Source organism: Variovorax sp. 20P10.2.4, from assembly GCF_058244205.1.
Window position 1 is genome coordinate 1 of the sequence record NZ_JBZAYE010000146.1, and the last position, 14,051, is coordinate 14,051.

Consider the following 14,051-nt stretch of genomic DNA (forward strand, 5'->3'; position numbering starts at 1 on the left):
CGCCACCGTGCTGCGCGAGGAGCTGCCGGCGCAGGACTACGGCCGGCTGCTGCTGTCGCCCGGCGCGCGCGCCCCGGTGGCGGTGCAGTCGCGCGGCAAGCCGGTCTGCACCTGCTTCAACGTGACCGACCTCGCGATCGAGCGCCAGTTGCGGCGCTGCGACGGCTCGCCCGCGGAACGGCTGGTCGCGCTGCAGGGGGCGCTGAAATGCGGCACCAACTGCGGGTCGTGCATTCCCGAACTCAAGCGGCGCGTGCGCTCGACGCCGGTGGAGGCGCTGGCGTGAGCCGTGCCCTGCCTTGCTCCTTCCCCCGCTGGGGGAGGGAGCACAAGCCCCCGTGCCCAGGACAGGCATAAGCGAACTCTCATTCCGGCATAAGCCTTGCGGGACAATCCGCCTACCCATGGGAATCAGCCACTACATCAAGGAAATCGGCCGGGGCGCGCGCGGCGCCCGGCCGTTGTCGCGCGAACAGGCCTGCGACCTGTTCGGCCAGGTGCTCGACGGCACCGTCACCGACCTCGAGATCGGCGGCTTCTGCCTCGCGATGCGCATCAAGGGCGAAACACCCGAGGAGATGGCCGGCTTCCTCGACGCCACGCATGCGCGGCTGGTGCGCTTTCCCGCCACCGAACGCCCGCTGGTCGTGCTGCCCAGCTACAACGGCGCGCGCAAGCTGCCGGTGCTCACGCCGCTGCTGGCGCTGCTGCTGGCGCGCGAGGGCCTGCCGGTGCTGGTGCACGGCAGCGCCACCGAAACCGCGCGCGTGCTGGCCTCCAACGTGCTCGAGGCGCTGGGCATCGCGCCGCTGGCCGCGGTGCGGGAAATCGCCGCCGGCGAGGCCGCCTTCGCCGCCACCGAGCTGATGAGCCCGGGTCTCAAGCGGCTGCTCGACGTGCGCCGCGTGGTCGGCCTGCGCAACCCGGGCCACAGCGTGGTCAAGCTGATGCAGCCGGGCGCTGGCGCCTGCGTGGTGGTCGGCAGCTACACCCATCCCGAGTACGCGCGCGTCATGGCCGACACCTTCGAGCTCACCGGCATGACGGCGCTGCTGTCGCGCGGCCTCGAGGGCGAGGTGGTGTCGGACCCGCGCCGCACGGCCCAGATCGACGGCTTCGTGCGCGGCGTGCGCACCGAGTTGCAGGCCCAGCAGCCCGGCACCGACCCCGAGGTGCCCGGCCTGCCGAAGGACATCGACGTCGCGACCACGGCCGACTACACGCGCCGCGTGCTGGCGGGCGAGCTCCCCGTGCCCGCAGCGATCACTACGCAGGTCCGGTACATCACGCAACTGGCATCCCACGCATGACAACGAACGCCCCCACCCCCTCCCTCATCGCCGGCCGCTGCACGCTGGTGGGCGCCGGCCCGGGCGACCCCGAGCTGCTGACCATCAAGGCCGTGAAGGCGATCCAGGCCGCCACGGTGCTGCTGGTCGACGACCTCGTGAACGACGCCATCGTGCAGGCCCATGCCCGGCCCGATGCGCGCATCGTGCACGTGGGCAAGCGCGGCGGCTGCAAGAGCACGCCGCAGGCCTTCATCGAGCGGCTGATGATCACCGCGGTGCGCGAGGGCGAGACGGTGGTGCGGCTCAAGGGCGGCGACCCCTTCATCTTCGGCCGCGGCGGCGAGGAGGTCGAGCACCTGCGCGAGGCCGGCATCGAGTGCGCGGTGGTCAACGGCATCACGGCCGGCCTCGCGGCCGTCACCGCGCTGGGCGTGCCGCTCACGCACCGCGACCATGCACAGGGCGTGGTGTTCGTCACCGGCCATGCGAAGACGGGCGCCGGCGCCGCCGACGATCCGACCGACTGGCGCACGCTGGCCGCGACCGCGCATGCAGCGCGGCTCACGCTGGTGATCTACATGGGCGTGTCGGGCGCGGCCCGCATCGAGCGCGAGCTGCTGCACGGCCTGCCGGCCGACACGCCGGTGGCCGTGATCCAGCATGCGAGCCTGCCGCAGCAGCGCCATGTCGCGACCACGCTGGGCCGGCTGCAGCGCGGCATCGCCGAGGCCGGCCTCGCGAGCCCGGCCGTGATCGTGGTGGGCGACGTGCTGCGCGGCCTGGCCGCCGCCGGCCTGCCCGCGGACGCCGACCGCTTCGGCACCTGATCCCGGCACGCGCCGTACGCCCTAAGGCGTAGCGGTGAACCAGGCGGCCCGCGCATCCGAGCGCGTGGCATGGATCGTGCTCGGCCACGGGCAATGAATGCCGTCGCCACGCCCGTCCCCGCCGCCATCGAGATCGTCGCGCTGAGCAAGCGCTACGCCCCCGGCACCCCGGCCGCCGTCGACCGGATCGACCTGCGCATCGCCAGCGGCAGCTACTGCTGCCTGCTCGGCCCCTCGGGCTGCGGCAAGAGCACCACGCTGCGCATGATCGCGGGCCACGAGTCGGTGACCAGCGGCGACATCCTGCTCGACAACCGCAACATCACCGACCTGCCGGCCGCCGCGCGCGGCACGGCGATGATGTTCCAGAGCTTCGCGCTGTTCCCGCACCTGTCGGCCACCGACAACGTGGCCTTCAGCCTCAAGATGAAGGGCGTGGCCAAGGCCGAGCGCCAGCAGCGCGCCAATGCGCTGCTCGAGCGCGTCGCGATGGGCCACCTGGCCGCGCGCAAGCCCGGCGAGCTCTCGGGCGGCCAGCAGCAGCGCGTGGCGCTGGCGCGCGCGCTGATCACCGAGCCGCGCGTGCTGCTGCTCGACGAGCCGCTGTCGGCGCTCGACCCCTTCCTGCGCATCCAGATGCGCGCCGAACTGCGGCGCTGGCAGAAGGAGCTGGGCCTGACCTTCGTGCACGTCACGCACTCGCAGGAAGAAGCGATGGCGCTGGCCGACACCATGGTGGTGATGAACCACGGCGTGATCGAGCAGGTCGGTTCGCCGCACGCGGTCTACAACCATCCGGCCAGCGAGTTCGTCGCGCGCTTCATGGGCGGCCACAACGTGCTCGACACGCCCGCCGGCCCGATCGCGGTGCGCAACGACCGCATGCGGATCGCGCCGGCCGCCGAGACGGCGGAGGGCCTCGCCGCCACCGTCACCGACGTCGAATACCAGGGCACCTACGTGCTGCTGGGCCTCGCGCTCGACGCGGCCGCGCCCGGGCGCGCGAACGTCTCGGTGCAGCTCGGCGAGGCCGCGTTCCTTGCGCAGCCCTACGCGCTCGGCGAGGCCGTGCGGCTGTCGTGGGCCGAGGCCGATGCGCGCGTGCTCGGGCCGGGCGCCAAGCCACCGGGCGAACGCGCGCCGGAGCCCGCCGCCGCGCTGCGCGACGACACGGCCGCGCTCGCGATGACGCTCTAAGCCCTCTTTCCTTTCCCCCCTTCCGCGTTCCTCCCTTTTCTTTCAGGAGACCCAGCATGACCGACACCCTCGACCCGACCCTCGGACTCAAGCGCCGCACGCTGCTGCAAGGCACGGCCGGCATCCTGGCCACGGGCATTGCGCCCTTCGTGCATGCGCAGGACAAGGTGGTGCTGCGCTACCTCGGCACGGCCGTGAACCAGGACAAGGCGATCGCCGAGAAGTTCAAGGCCGACACCGGCATCGAGATCCAGTACGTGGCCGTGACCACCGACGACGTGACCAAGCGCGCGGTGACGGCGCCCAACAGCTTCGACCTGATCGACACCGAGTTCTTCTCGCTCAAGAAGATCGTGCCGACCGGCAACCTCAAGGGCATCGACAGCAAGCGCGTGAAGAACGCCGACAAGATCACCTCGCTGTTCACCAAGGGCGAGGTCGCGGGCAAGAAGGTCGGCGACCAGGGCACGGCGCCCGTGAAGGTGATCTACCTCGAGGGCGAGAAGAGCAAGGCCTTCGCCAAGTCGGCCACGCAGTTCATGTCGCTGATCCCGACCACCTACAACGCCGACACGCTGGGCATCCGACCCGACCTCATCAAGCGCCCGATCGGCTCCTGGGCCGAGCTGCTGAACCCCGAGTTCAAGGGCAAGACCGCGATCCTCAACATCCCCTCGATCGGCATCATGGACGCGGCGATGGTGGTGGAGGCCAAGGGCCTCCACAAGTACGCCGACAAGGGCAACATGACCAAGGCCGAGATCGACCTCACGATCAAGACCTTGATCGAGGCCAAGAAGGCCGGCCAGTTCCGCGCGCTGTGGAAGGACTTCAACGAGTCGGTGAACCTGATGGCCTCGGGCGAGGTGGTGATCCAGTCGATGTGGTCGCCGGCCGTGACGGCCGTGCGCAGCAAGGGCATCGACTGCACCTTCCAGCCGCTCAAGGAAGGCTATCGCGCCTGGGCCTCGGGCTTCGGCCTGCCGGCCACGCTGTCGGGCAAGAAGCTCGACGCGGCCTACGAGTTCATCAACTGGTTCCTCGACGGCTGGGCCGGCGCCTACCTCAACCGCCAGGGCTACTACAGCGCGGTGCTCGACACGGCCAAGGCCAAGATGGAAGCCTACGAGTGGGCCTACTGGATGGAGGGCAAGCCCGCGGCGCAGGACATCAAGAGCCCGCAGGGCGACGTGATCGCCAAGGCTGGCGCGGTGCGCGACGGCGGCAGCTACGAGCAGCGCATGGGCGGCATTGCCTGCTGGAACGCGGTGATGGACGAGAACGAGTACATGGTCCGCAAGTGGAACGAGTTCGTCGCGGCCTGATCCCGTGAGTGCACCCACCGCCCGCGCGAACGCCGCCACCGAGCCGCTGCATGCCGTGAAGGCGTGGTGGCAGGCGGCGCCGTTCGCGCTGGTGTTCCTGCTGTTCTTCCTGGTTCCGCTGGCGCTGGTGGCGATGGTGAGCCTGTGGAACTTCAACGAGTACGAGCTGATCCCGGCGTTCACGCTGCGCAACTACCTGAGCCTGTTCGAGGGCTGTTCGCGGCTGACCGACAACGGCGACCTCTGCGTGACGCTCAACACCTACCTGAGCACCTTCAAGTTCTGCCTGCTGGTCTGGGGCATCACGCTGCTGATCGGTTTCTCGGTGGCCTACTTCCTGGCCTTCCAGGTGCGCTCGTCGACGATGCAGACGGTGCTGTTCGTGCTGTGCACGGTGCCGTTCTGGACCTCGAACGTGATCCGCATGATCTCGTGGGTGCCGCTTCTGGGCCGCAACGGGCTGGTGAACCAGGCGCTGATGGGCCTGGGGCTGGTGCAGCAGCCGGTGGAGTGGCTGCTGTTCTCCGACTTCTCGGTGGTGCTGGCCTTCGTGCACCTCTACACGATGTTCATGATCGTGCCGATCTTCAACAGCATGATGCGCATCGACCGCTCGCTGCTCGAGGCCGCGAACGACGCGGGCGCCTCGGGCTGGCAGACGCTGTGGAACGTGGTGGTGCCGCTGTCGCGCACCGGCATCCTGATCGGCTCGATCTTCGTCATCACCATCGTGATGGGCGACTTCGTGACCATCGGCGTGATGGGCGGCCAGCAGATCGCCTCCATCGGCAAGATCATCCAGGTGCAGACCTCGTACCTGCAGTTCCCGCTGGCGGCGGCCAACGCGATGATCCTGCTGGCCGTGGTGCTGATGATCATCTGGGGGCTGACGCGGCTGGTGGACATACGCAAGGAGCTCTAGGTGGTGTTCTTGCGTTGCCGATTTCGACCTGCGGGGCGCGCTCGCGCCGACGGGGTGCTCTGCTCCGCGAATGTCCCCCGGCCTTCGGTCTCCTCCTTGATTTCGCTGCGCAGAGCACCCCATCGACGCGAGCGAGGCACGGCCGTGATGACGGGCCGGGCATCACGGCCGCATCCAGATGCACGGGGTACCGGGTACTCCCCGCAGCGAAATCAAGGAGGAGCCGAAGGCGGGGGACATTCGCGGAGGGGAGTACCCGGTGCCCCGTGCATCCGCCCTGAATGACTTTATGACCGACCACATCCGAGAAAAACGCCCCAAAGGCTTCTGGCCCCTGGCCACCGTCTTCGCCCTCTTCGTGCTGTTCCTCTACGGCCCGATGATCACGATCTTCGTGCTGAGCTTCCAGGGCCCCGAAGGCGGCCTGACCTTCCCGCTGCGGGGCGTCTCGCTGCACTGGTTCCACAAGCTCGCCGAGGGCCTGGGCACGGTCGACATCGGCGCCGCGTTCCGGCGTTCGCTCGCGCTGGGCGCCGTGGTCATGGGCTTCACCGTCGTGCTCTCGGTGCTTGCCGGCCTCGCGTTCCGCAAGAAGCTCGCGGGCGGCAACACCCTGTTCTTCGTCACGGTCGCGAGCCTGATCATGCCGTCGATCATCATCTCGCTGGGCATCGGCCTGCAGTTCCGGCTGCTCGACACCGGCATCAAGGCCCTGCTGACCGCCATCGACGCCACCACCCTGCTCGAGGGCTACGGCACCGCGCTCGGCTTGTTCAGCTCCGCCCTCGGCGCCCACCTCACCTGGACCCTGCCCTTCGGGCTGCTCATCATGTTCGCGGTCTTCAACCGCTTCAACCCGGCCTACGAGGAGGCCGCGCGCGACCTCGGCGCCACGCCCTGGCAGACCTTCCGCTTCGTCGTGCTGCCGCTGATCGGCCCCTCGATCGTGGGCATCGGCATGTTCGGCTTCACCCTCTCCTGGGACGAGATCGCGCGCACCTCGCAGGCCATCGGCGACGTCAACACCCTGCCGCTCGAGCTGCAGGGCCTGACCTCGACCGTGACCACCCCTTCGATCTATGCCCTCGGCACGGTGACCACCGTGGTGTCGCTGCTGGTCATGGCCGCGGCGCTGGGGGCGGCCGCGTTGCTGCGGCGGCGCTCCACCCGAAGGGGGTGACCGCTTTGGCGCCGCCCGACCTAAAATCGCGCCCCTACAAAAAAGCAAGACAGAGGCGGGCATGCTGGAAATCGACAAACTCAACGAACTCGCCGAAAGCCACGGCGAGCTGCGCCGCGGCAAGGGCATGGTCACGGGCACCATCGCCATCAGCCTCGCGGTGCTGTGCTTCCTCGGCGTGCTGGTGTTCCACTTCCCGCAGTACCTGAGCACGCCCGAGCTGCGCAAGAGCTACAACGTCGACCTCATGCGCTGGGTGCTGCTCGTCGCCATGGTGGTCTCGGGCGGCCTCTCGCTGGTCAACATCATCTTCAACCGCACGCGCTGGCTCTCGTCCTTCGCCTTCCTGCTGATCGTGCTGTCGGCCCTGCTCGGCGGCCACAAGGTCCCCGTCAACGACTTCGCCGACAACACGCCCTACATCGGCCTCGACTGGTTCATCCTCGACCTGCTCGGCTCCTCGCTGATCTTCATCTTCATCGAGAAGCTGTTCGCACTGCGCAAGGACCAGCCCGTGTTCCGCGCCGAATGGCAGACCGACTTCCACCACTTCGTGGTCAACCACATGATCGTGGGCTTCGTGCTGCTGGCCACCAACCTGATGGTGCACAAGCTGTTCGGCTGGGCCGCCAACGACGGCATCCGCGGCTGGGTCGGCAACCTGCCGTTCTGGGCCGGGCTGCTGCTGATCATCCTGGTGGCCGACCTGGTGCAGTACTGGACGCACCGCGCCTACCACGAGGTGCCGGTGCTGTGGCGGCTGCACGCGGTGCACCACAGCGTGAAGAGCATGGACTGGATGGCCGGCTCGCGCCAGCACATCCTCGAGCTGCTGATCACGCGCACCCTGGTGCTGGCGCCGATCTACGTGCTGGGCTTCAGCAAGGAAGTGATCGACGCCTACATCGTGGTGGTGGGCTTCCAGGCGGTGTTCAACCACTGCAACGTGAGCGTGCGGCTCGGCCCGCTGCGCTACGTGATCGTGACGCCCAACTTCCACCACTGGCACCACAGCCAGGACCAGGAAGCGCTCGACAAGAACTATGCGGCGCACTACGCCTTCCTCGACTACCTGTTCGGCACGGCCGTGAAGACCACCCGGCTCTGGCCCGAGAAGTACGGCGTGCTGGGCGACTACGTGCCGAACGGCTTCTTCAAGCAGTTGAAGTTCCCGTTCCTCTGGAAGGGCTGATGCGCGCGTTCCGCCAGACCTGCGCGGCCCTCGCTGCCGCGGGCGCCGCCCTGCTGCTCGGGGCCTGCGCCACCCGCCTCGACCTGCCCTCGCAAGACAGCGGCCTGCGCCTGCGGGTGCAGAGCTCGGTGATCGCGCCGGGCAACGGCGGCGAGCTGATCGCGGCCGATGCACTGGAGCCCGGCGACATCCTGCTGACCTCGATCGCCACGGTGAACTCCTTCGGCATCCGGCTGGGCACCTTCTCGCCCGTGAGCCATGCGGTGCTCTACCTCGGCGACGGCCAGATCGCCGAGGCCGTGGGCACCGGCGTGCGCGCGCGGGCGCTGGCCGAGGTGGTCGACGAGGAACAGATGGTGGTGGCCTTCCGCGTGCCCGGCGTGGACGCGGCCGGCGCCGAGCGCATGCGCACCTGGGCGCTGTCGCAGGTCGGCGTGCGCTACAACACCGTGGGCGTGCTGCTCAATGCGCCCTTCGTGCTGAACCGCCGGCTGTGCGAGCTGCCGCTGATGCCGGGCGCGGTCAGCCACTACTGCATGAGCGGCATGGCCCTGGTGCAGCTGGGCGCGAGCCGCGACGACCAGTTCTTCTGCTCGCAGTTCGTGCTCGAGGCCTACAACCGGGCCGGCCTGCCGATCACCAGCGCCGACCCGCGCTGGGTCAGCCCGGCCGACCTGCTGCACATGCGCGAGGGCGACGTGCCCTCGATCGCCGCCACCCAGCCGCTGCGCTACGTGGGCCACCTCAAGTACAACCCGCCGCCGGTACTGGCGGCCGACGGGCCATGAGCGCCGCGCCGGGCCGCCCCAAGCAAGCTCGCACCGCAGTGCGAAGCACGGAGGTACTTCAGTGAGCGAAGTCGCGCGTTTCGACGCCGTGGTGATCGGCGCCGGCGCCGCCGGCCTGTTCTGCGCGGGCGTGGCGGGCCAGCGCGGGCTCAAGGTGCTGCTGCTGGACCACAGCGAGAAGGTGGGCGAGAAGATCCGCATCTCGGGCGGCGGCCGCGCCAACTTCACCAACCGCGACCTCGACGTGCGCGCGCCGCAGCGCCATTTCATCGGCGAGAACCCGAATTTCTGCCGCTCGGCGCTGTCGCGCTATGCGCCGCAGCAGTTCGTCGAGCTGGTGCAGAAGCACGGCATCGCCTTCCACGAGAAGCACAAGGGGCAGCTGTTCTGCGACGGCTCCTCGCAGCAGATCGTCGACATGCTGCTGGCCGAATGCGCGGCCGGCGGGGTCGAGCGCTGGCAGCCCTGCCGCATCGGGCATATCACGTTCTCGGCCGAAAACGCAGATGGGACGAGCGTCGGCAGCTATCGAATCGAGAGCAGCCGCGGCCCTATCGAGACGCCGAAGATCGTGGTCGCCACGGGCGGCCTGTCGATCCCGCAGATCGGCGCCAGCGACTTCGGCTACCGCATCGCCGAGCAGTTCGGCCTGCGCATGGTCGCGCCGCGCCCGGCGCTGGTGCCGCTGACCTTCGGCGGCGAGGCCTGGGCGCCCTATGCCGAACTGGCCGGGCTGGCGCTGCCGGTGCGCATCGAGACCGGGGCCAAGAAGGAGAAGATGGCCTTCCTCGAGGACCTGCTGTTCACCCACCGCGGCCTCTCGGGCCCGGCCGTGCTGCAGATCTCGAGCTACTGGAAGCCCGGCGCGCCGCTCACGCTGGATTTCGCGCCCGGCGTGGACGTGGCCGCGGCCTTCGCCGAGGCCAAGCTGCGCTCGAAGAAACGCATCGCCAACGAGCTCGCCGCCCTGGTGCCCTCGCGGCTGGCCGATGCCTGGGTCGGCCAGGACGGCGCGCTGCAGCGGCCGATCAACGAGGCGGCCGACCGCGCGCTGGCCGCGCTGGCCGAGCGCATCGCGCGCTGGCAGATCGTGCCTTCGGGCACCGAGGGCTACAAGAAGGCCGAGGTCACGGCCGGCGGCGTCGACACGCGCGACCTGTCGTCCCAGACGATGGAATCGAAGCAGCCGGGCCTGTATTTCATCGGCGAAGTGGTCGACGTCACCGGCTGGCTGGGCGGCTACAACTTCCAATGGGCCTGGGCGAGTGCCCACGCCTGCGCAAACGCGCTATAATCGCCGGCTAACTTTGGCCTTCCCTCAACGGCCACACACTTTTTCTTGTTGAGGAACCCCGGCCTGGGGCTCTCGATCCTCCCCCGGCCAAATTTCAAATCAACGATTCCTGATGACCACCATCCGCGTTAAAGAAAACGAGCCCTTCGACGTCGCCCTGCGCCGCTTCAAGCGCACCATCGAAAAGCTCGGCCTGCTGACCGACCTGCGCGCCCGCGAGTTCTACGAAAAGCCGACCGCCGAGCGCAAGCGCAAGAAGGCAGCCGCCGTGAAGCGCCATTACAAGCGCGTTCGCAGCATGCAGCTGCCCAAGAAGCTGTACTGACGCACCCTGGCACCGGAGACAGCGGCCGATTCGACAAACCGAACCCGCCGCCCTCCGCCCCGCCAACTGCCTTCCAGCCGCGCCAGGGAAACCTGCCGCGGCTTTGTTTTTTCCCGCAGGAGACCCCATGAGCCTCAAAGAACAGATCACCGAAGACATGAAGACCGCGATGCGCGCCAAGGACTCCGAGCGCCTGGGCACGATCCGGCTGCTGCTGGCCGCGCTCAAGCAGAAGGAAGTCGACGAGCGCGTCGAGCTCGACGACGCCATGGTCGTGGCCATCGTCGACAAGCTGGTGAAGCAGCGCAAGGACTCGGTCACCGCCTTCACCCAGGGCGGCCGCACCGACCTGGCCGACAAGGAAGCCGCCGAGATCAAGGTGCTCGAGGTCTACCTGCCGCAGCGCCTGGGCGCCGACGAGATCGCCGCCGAGGTCAAAGCCATCGTGGCCGAGCTCGGCGCCGCGGGCCCGGGCGACATGGGCAAGGTGATGGGCGCGGTCAAGGCCCGCCTGGCCGGCAAGGCCGACATGGGCCTGGTGAGCGCCGCGGTCAAGGCCGCGCTGACCGGCGCCTGATCGCCATGACCGCCGGCACCGAGGCCGTCGCGATCCCGAAGGCCTGCGCCTGCCTGGTCGACGCGCGCGGCCGGCTGCTGGTGTTCCGCCATCCCGAGGACGGCAACATGCAGCTGCCCAAGGGCACCATCGAACCGGGCGAGTCACCCGAGTTCGCGGTGCGGCGCGAGCTGCTCGAGGAATCGGGCATCGACCATGCCGGCGCGCTGATCTCGCTGGGCACCCTGCAGCGCGACTGCGAGGCCGGCGTCGAGGGCAACACCCACCGCCACCCGCAGCTGTGGCACCTGTTCCTGATCCATGCCGAAGGGCCGCTGCCCGAGCACTTCGACCACGTGGCCATGGGCAGCCCCGAAGAGGACGGCCTGGTGTTCTCCTTCAGCTGGCTGGCGCCCGAGGCACCGATCGACGGCTATGCCCTGCCCTACCGCCAGGCCATCGAGCGCGTGCGCGCCGCGCAGGCCCTGGCAGCCGCCCAGCCCGTGGCCGCGGGCTGAACGCCCCCTCCGTACTCACCCCATGGCCCGCACGGCCATGTAGGCACCCAGCAGCCCCAGCCCGATCGGGAAGCAGCGCCTGAACACCGGCACCGGCAGCCGCTGGCGCAGCCAGGTGCCCAGCACCATCCCCGCGATCGCCGGCACCAGCATCAGCGCCGAGCCGCCGAGCACCGCCAGCGGGTAGCCGCCGTTGCCCGCGAGCCCGATCGCCAGCACCACGGTCGAGGTGGTGAACGAGATGCCCATCGCCTGGATCAGCGCGTCGCGCTGGAAGCCCAGCGCCTGCAGGTAGGGCACGGCCGGCACCACGAACACCCCGGTCACGGCCGTCACCAGCCCGGTCGCGATGCCGACCAGCGGCCCGAGCCAGCGCTCGTGCGCGGGCGCCACCTTCAGTTGCCGCCCGGTCAGCCCCCACAGCGCATAGGCCACCAGCGCCACGCCGAGCGCCACCGAGGCCCAGGCACCGGCCGGCACGCCCAGCCACCAGGCGCCGCCCAGCGTGCCCGCCAGGATGCCGGCCTGCATGCCGCCGATGCGCCGCAGCACCGGCAGGAAGCTCGCGCGCGGCCCGGTCTGCCAGACGTTGGTGACCAGCGAGGGCACGATCAGCAGCGCCGCCGCCTGCACCGGCCGCATCCACAGCGCGAGCAGGCCCATCGACACCGTGGGCAGCCCGAGGCCGATCACGCCCTTGATCACGCCGGCCAGCAGGAAGACCGCCGCGGCGGCGAAGCCGTGCCCCGCGAGGCCGGCCAGTTCGTTCGAGAAAGAGGAAGACGTCATTGGCGCGCAGTCTGCCGGCCGCGGCGCCGGCCGGGAATCCGGCATTCGCGCAGCGAGCCTCAGGCACAGACTGAGGCCGGCGTGCTACCTTGCGGGCTCACCATGCGATTCGATCTCACCGACCTGCGGCTCTTCCTCCACGTCGTCGAGGCCGGCAGCCTGACCGCCGGCGCGCAGCGCTCGCACATGACGCTGGCCTCGGCCAGCCAGCGCGTGCGCGGCATGGAGGACGCGCTCGGCACCCCGCTGCTCACGCGCCATGCGCAGGGCGTGCGCCCCACCGAGGCCGGCCGCACCCTGCTGCACCATGCGCGCGTGGTGTTGCAGCAGATGGAGCGGCTGCGCGGCGAGCTCGGCGAGTACGGCCAGGGCCTCAAGGGCCATGTGCGCTTCCTCTGCGGCACCTCGGCGCTGACCGAGCACCTGCCCGAGGTGCTGGCGCGCTTCCTGGCGCAGCATCCGCGGGTGTCGATCGACCTCGAGGAACGGCCCAGCCCCGACACCGTGGAGGCGCTGCGCGCCGGGCTGTGCGACATCGGCATCGTCTCCGACGCCATCGACACCGAGGGCCTCGAATGCCATCCGTTCCGGCGCGACGACCTGGTGCTGGTGATGCCGCGCGGCCATGCGCTGGCCGGGCGCCGGCGCGTGAAGCTGGCCGAGGTGGTCGACAGCGAATTCGTCGGCCTGCCCGCCGACAGCGCGCTGCAGCAGCTCGTGACCATGCATGCGCGCGCGCTCGGGCGCCACCTGTCCTACCGCGTGCGGGTGCGCAACTTCGAGGCCGTGTGCCGCATGGTCGAGCAGGGCATCGGCGTGGGCATCCTGCCGCAGACCGCGGCCGCGCGCTGCGCGCGTTCGATGAAGATCGCGCGCGCCTCGCTGGCCGACGCCTGGGCCGAGCGCACGCTGATGGCCTGCGTGCGCAATTCCGAAGAGCTGCCGCTGAACGCGCGGCGCATGCTCGCCTACCTGCTGGAGCCGGTGGAGAAGTCTTAAGCCCCGCGCGTGACCGGCCGCCCTTGCGCCGCGCGCGCCGCCACGAAGGCCTCGAAGGCCTCGGCGCTGGTCTTGCGCGGGCGGTAGCCGAAGCGCTCCTTCAGCGCGGTGTTCGAGAGCACCGGCCGGTAGCGCAGGAAATCGAGCTGCTCGGGCCCGTAGCGGCTCACGCCGAGCGTCGAGCCCACCGCCAGCGCCGTCTTCAGCACGCCCGCGGGAAAGTCGATGGTGCGCTTGCCCAGCCGCGCCGCGATCTCATGGATCGGCAGCGCGCCATCGCCCGCGAGGTTGTAGCAGCCGGCCGGCGCGCCGCCTTCGAGCGCATGGGCGATGGCGCCGGTCACGTCCTCGTCCCAGACGAAGACGAAGGGACTCGCGCTGCCGCGGATCGCGATCAGCCGCCGCTTCTCGAACAGCGCCGTGATCTGGTTGTCGACACGCTCGCCGAGGATGGTGCCGATGCGCAGCACCGTCTGCGCCAGCGAGGGATGGCGCGCGCGCCAGTCGGCCAGCAGCTCCTCGACCTGGCGCTTGTGGTCGGCATAGGCGAACACCGCGTTGCCGCGCAGCGGCTGGCGCTCGTCGATCCAGGCCGGGTTGTCGGCGTGGTAGCCGTAGGCCGCGCCGCTCGACGACACCACGATGTGCGCGACCCGGTACATGGTGCAGGCCTTGAGCACGTTGCGCGTGCCGCCCACGTCGACCGAATGCTCGAAGTCGCGGTTCGAGTCCCTGCCCGGCGTGACGATCGAGGCCAGGTGCACCACGGTGTCGATGGCATGGTCGGCGAAGGCCTTGCCGATGCCGGCCTCGCGCACGTCCTGCGCCAGGTAGGCCACGCCCGGCA

16 protein-coding genes are annotated in these 14,051 nt (G+C 69.7%); 14 read left to right on the forward strand and 2 right to left on the reverse strand.

The features are described 5' to 3' along the window. The 13 genes from AC27VN_RS16060 to AC27VN_RS16120 all read left to right on the forward strand — a co-directional run. Positions 1-286 (forward strand): (2Fe-2S)-binding protein (locus AC27VN_RS16060; RefSeq protein WP_490877162.1); only part of this gene is annotated, 286 nt, incomplete at its 5' end. A gap of 118 nt (positions 287-404) precedes the next feature. Then, positions 405-1,310 carry a DNA-binding protein YbiB gene (gene ybiB / locus AC27VN_RS16065; RefSeq protein ID WP_490877163.1) on the forward strand — a complete coding sequence of 302 codons (906 nt, stop codon included), beginning with the start codon at positions 405-407 and terminating at the stop codon, positions 1,308-1,310. Further along, positions 1,307-2,119 carry a uroporphyrinogen-III C-methyltransferase gene (cobA, locus tag AC27VN_RS16070; RefSeq protein ID WP_490877164.1) on the forward strand — a complete coding sequence of 271 codons (813 nt, stop codon included), beginning with the start codon at positions 1,307-1,309 and terminating at the stop codon, positions 2,117-2,119. The genes ybiB and cobA overlap by 4 nt, the downstream gene beginning before the upstream one ends. Before the next feature lie 93 nt (positions 2,120-2,212). Further along, the gene (locus AC27VN_RS16075; protein ID WP_490877165.1) at positions 2,213-3,316 is read left to right on the forward strand and encodes an ABC transporter ATP-binding protein; all 1,104 of its coding nucleotides are present in this window, start codon (positions 2,213-2,215) and stop codon (positions 3,314-3,316) included. Between the two features lie 56 nt (positions 3,317-3,372). Continuing rightward, positions 3,373-4,641, forward strand: coding sequence for an ABC transporter substrate-binding protein (locus AC27VN_RS16080; RefSeq protein ID WP_490877166.1), 1,269 nt, complete (start codon positions 3,373-3,375; stop codon positions 4,639-4,641). A gap of 4 nt (positions 4,642-4,645) precedes the next feature. Next, entirely contained in the window at positions 4,646-5,563 is a 918-nt protein-coding gene (locus AC27VN_RS16085) for an ABC transporter permease (protein ID WP_490877167.1), read from the forward strand. A gap of 289 nt (positions 5,564-5,852) precedes the next feature. After that, entirely contained in the window at positions 5,853-6,743 is an 891-nt protein-coding gene (locus AC27VN_RS16090) for an ABC transporter permease (protein WP_490877168.1), read from the forward strand. Between the two features lie 61 nt (positions 6,744-6,804). Then, positions 6,805-7,935: a sterol desaturase family protein gene (locus AC27VN_RS16095; protein ID WP_203201933.1), complete on the forward strand. Its 1,131-nt coding sequence runs from the start codon at positions 6,805-6,807 to the stop codon at positions 7,933-7,935. Then, positions 7,935-8,723 carry a YaeF family permuted papain-like enzyme gene (locus AC27VN_RS16100; RefSeq protein ID WP_490877169.1) on the forward strand — a complete coding sequence of 263 codons (789 nt, stop codon included), beginning with the start codon at positions 7,935-7,937 and terminating at the stop codon, positions 8,721-8,723. The genes AC27VN_RS16095 and AC27VN_RS16100 overlap by 1 nt, the downstream gene beginning before the upstream one ends. Before the next feature lie 61 nt (positions 8,724-8,784). Beyond that, positions 8,785-10,017: a BaiN/RdsA family NAD(P)/FAD-dependent oxidoreductase gene (locus AC27VN_RS16105; RefSeq protein WP_490877170.1), complete on the forward strand. Its 1,233-nt coding sequence runs from the start codon at positions 8,785-8,787 to the stop codon at positions 10,015-10,017. Positions 10,018-10,129: 112 nt separating this feature from the next. Continuing rightward, positions 10,130-10,342: a 30S ribosomal protein S21 gene (rpsU, locus tag AC27VN_RS16110; RefSeq protein ID WP_007833691.1), complete on the forward strand. Its 213-nt coding sequence runs from the start codon at positions 10,130-10,132 to the stop codon at positions 10,340-10,342. A 127-nt stretch (positions 10,343-10,469) separates the two neighbouring features. Further along, positions 10,470-10,919: a GatB/YqeY domain-containing protein gene (locus AC27VN_RS16115; protein ID WP_490877171.1), complete on the forward strand. Its 450-nt coding sequence runs from the start codon at positions 10,470-10,472 to the stop codon at positions 10,917-10,919. Positions 10,920-10,924: 5 nt separating this feature from the next. Next, positions 10,925-11,416 carry an NUDIX domain-containing protein gene (locus tag AC27VN_RS16120; RefSeq protein ID WP_490877172.1) on the forward strand — a complete coding sequence of 164 codons (492 nt, stop codon included), beginning with the start codon at positions 10,925-10,927 and terminating at the stop codon, positions 11,414-11,416. Between the two features lie 15 nt (positions 11,417-11,431). Here the strand turns inward: AC27VN_RS16120 and AC27VN_RS16125 are convergent, their stop codons facing one another. Next, entirely contained in the window at positions 11,432-12,205 is a 774-nt protein-coding gene (locus AC27VN_RS16125; RefSeq protein ID WP_490877173.1) for a sulfite exporter TauE/SafE family protein, read from the reverse strand. A 102-nt stretch (positions 12,206-12,307) separates the two neighbouring features. Between AC27VN_RS16125 and AC27VN_RS16130 the strand changes: the two genes are divergently transcribed. Beyond that, entirely contained in the window at positions 12,308-13,204 is an 897-nt protein-coding gene (locus tag AC27VN_RS16130; protein ID WP_490877174.1) for a LysR family transcriptional regulator, read from the forward strand. Here the strand turns inward: AC27VN_RS16130 and AC27VN_RS16135 are convergent. Next, on the reverse strand, positions 13,201-14,051 hold an 851-nt coding region (locus AC27VN_RS16135), incomplete at its 5' end, for an NAD-dependent epimerase/dehydratase family protein (RefSeq protein WP_490877175.1). The two genes, AC27VN_RS16130 and AC27VN_RS16135, sit on opposite strands and share 4 nt — an antisense overlap.